Source organism: Streptomyces sp. NTH33, from assembly GCF_003236365.1.
Classification (GTDB): domain Bacteria; phylum Actinomycetota; class Actinomycetes; order Streptomycetales; family Streptomycetaceae; genus Streptomyces.
In genome coordinates, this window is sequence record NZ_POTZ01000913.1 from 1 (window position 1) to 1,247 (window position 1,247).

Sequence of the window (1,247 nt, forward strand, 5' to 3'; positions counted from 1 at the left end):
CTCCCGCATCGTCCGCCGCCCCCAGATCCGCAAGGGCCAGGTCCTCCTGGACCTGTGCGAGCCCACCGAGGAACTGCGGCGCCGTACGGTCACCAAACGCCACGGCGACCAGTACAAGCGGGCCCGGGACGCGGCCTGGGGCGATTCCTGGCGGCCCGCCGATCCGGCCCGCTAGCACACCGCCGGCCCCATGCCGACCAGGGCCCGGCCGCCGGTGACCTGTGCCCAGGATGTGGGCTTTGGTGCCCCGAGGCGCAGGATGGTGGGACGATGGGGCATGCTGTGCACACCAGCGAGGCGAGGGGATAGATGAGCGCGGAGTTCGGCGGCCGGACCGGCCTGCAGGGCAAACTCACCCAGTGGCTGCGCGGACGCCGCCCGAAGGACACCGCCGACGACGGCGGTCGTGAGGCTCTGCTGCTCGCCGCCGCCGCCGCGGGACTGCCGCTCGCGCCCGCCGCGCACCCGGGGGCCGGCTACGGCTGTTCCTGCGACCGCGTGGGCTGTCCCACGCCCGCCCGGCACCCGGTGTCGTTCGCCTGGCAGACGCAGTCCACGACCGACCGCGCGCAGATCGAGCGCTGGGCGCGGCACCAGCCGCAGGCCAACTTCATCACCGCGACCGGCATGGTGCACGACGTCCTGGACGTGCCGCTCCAGGCCGGCCGGGAGGCCCTGGAGGAGCTGCTCGCCGCCGGCGTCGAGGTCGGCCCGGTCGCCGAGAGCGACGACGGCCGCATGCTGTTCTTCACCCTCACCCGCGGGACCCCCGAGGACGAGGACGAGTGGTGGCCCTGCGAGCTGGACTGCCACCCGGAGACCATGGACGAGCACCCGGGCCTGCGCTGGCACTGCCGCGGCTCCTACGTCCTCGTACCGCCGGCCCGCCTGCCCGGCGACGACGACCACCGGGTGCGCTGGCTGCGCGGGCCCGAGCACCCGCTCCCCGACCCGCTCACCCTCCTGGAACCCCTCACCGACGCCTGCGCCCGCCACGCCACCGACGACCCGGGCCCCATCGCCGGGTCCTGGCCCCTGCGTCACTGAGCGCAGGGCTCGGCCCGGTCTGCGGGAGCCGTGCCGCGCCCCGCGAGGGCTGCGCCGGGGCCGTACCTCGTGGGCCCGAGCCCGCACCCGCACACAACCCGCACCCGCACACAACCCGCGCCCGCGCGGGGAGTGCGTGTCCGGGTCGCGTGTCTGTGCCCGCGCCGCGAGCCCGCCCGCGCCGCGAGCCCGCCCCCGTC

General features: G+C 76.3%; 2 protein-coding genes. Both read left to right on the top strand.

Annotated features, from left to right (window positions below; genetic code table 11):
* Positions 1-175 (top strand): small ribosomal subunit Rsm22 family protein (locus C1I97_RS37475; RefSeq protein WP_220040901.1); only part of this gene is annotated, 175 nt, incomplete at its 5' end.
* A gap of 134 nt (positions 176-309) precedes the next feature.
* A complete protein-coding gene (locus C1I97_RS37480; protein ID WP_111007313.1) occupies positions 310-1,047 on the top strand; it encodes a bifunctional DNA primase/polymerase in 738 nt (245 codons plus the stop codon).
* Positions 1,048-1,247: the final 200 nt, after the last annotated feature.

What these genes read in the sequence shown, in the direction of transcription:
- C1I97_RS37480 (WP_111007313.1), top strand. Translation starts at nt 310, where the DNA reads ATGAGCGCGGAGTTCGGCGGCCGGACCGGCCTGCAGGGCAAACTCACC.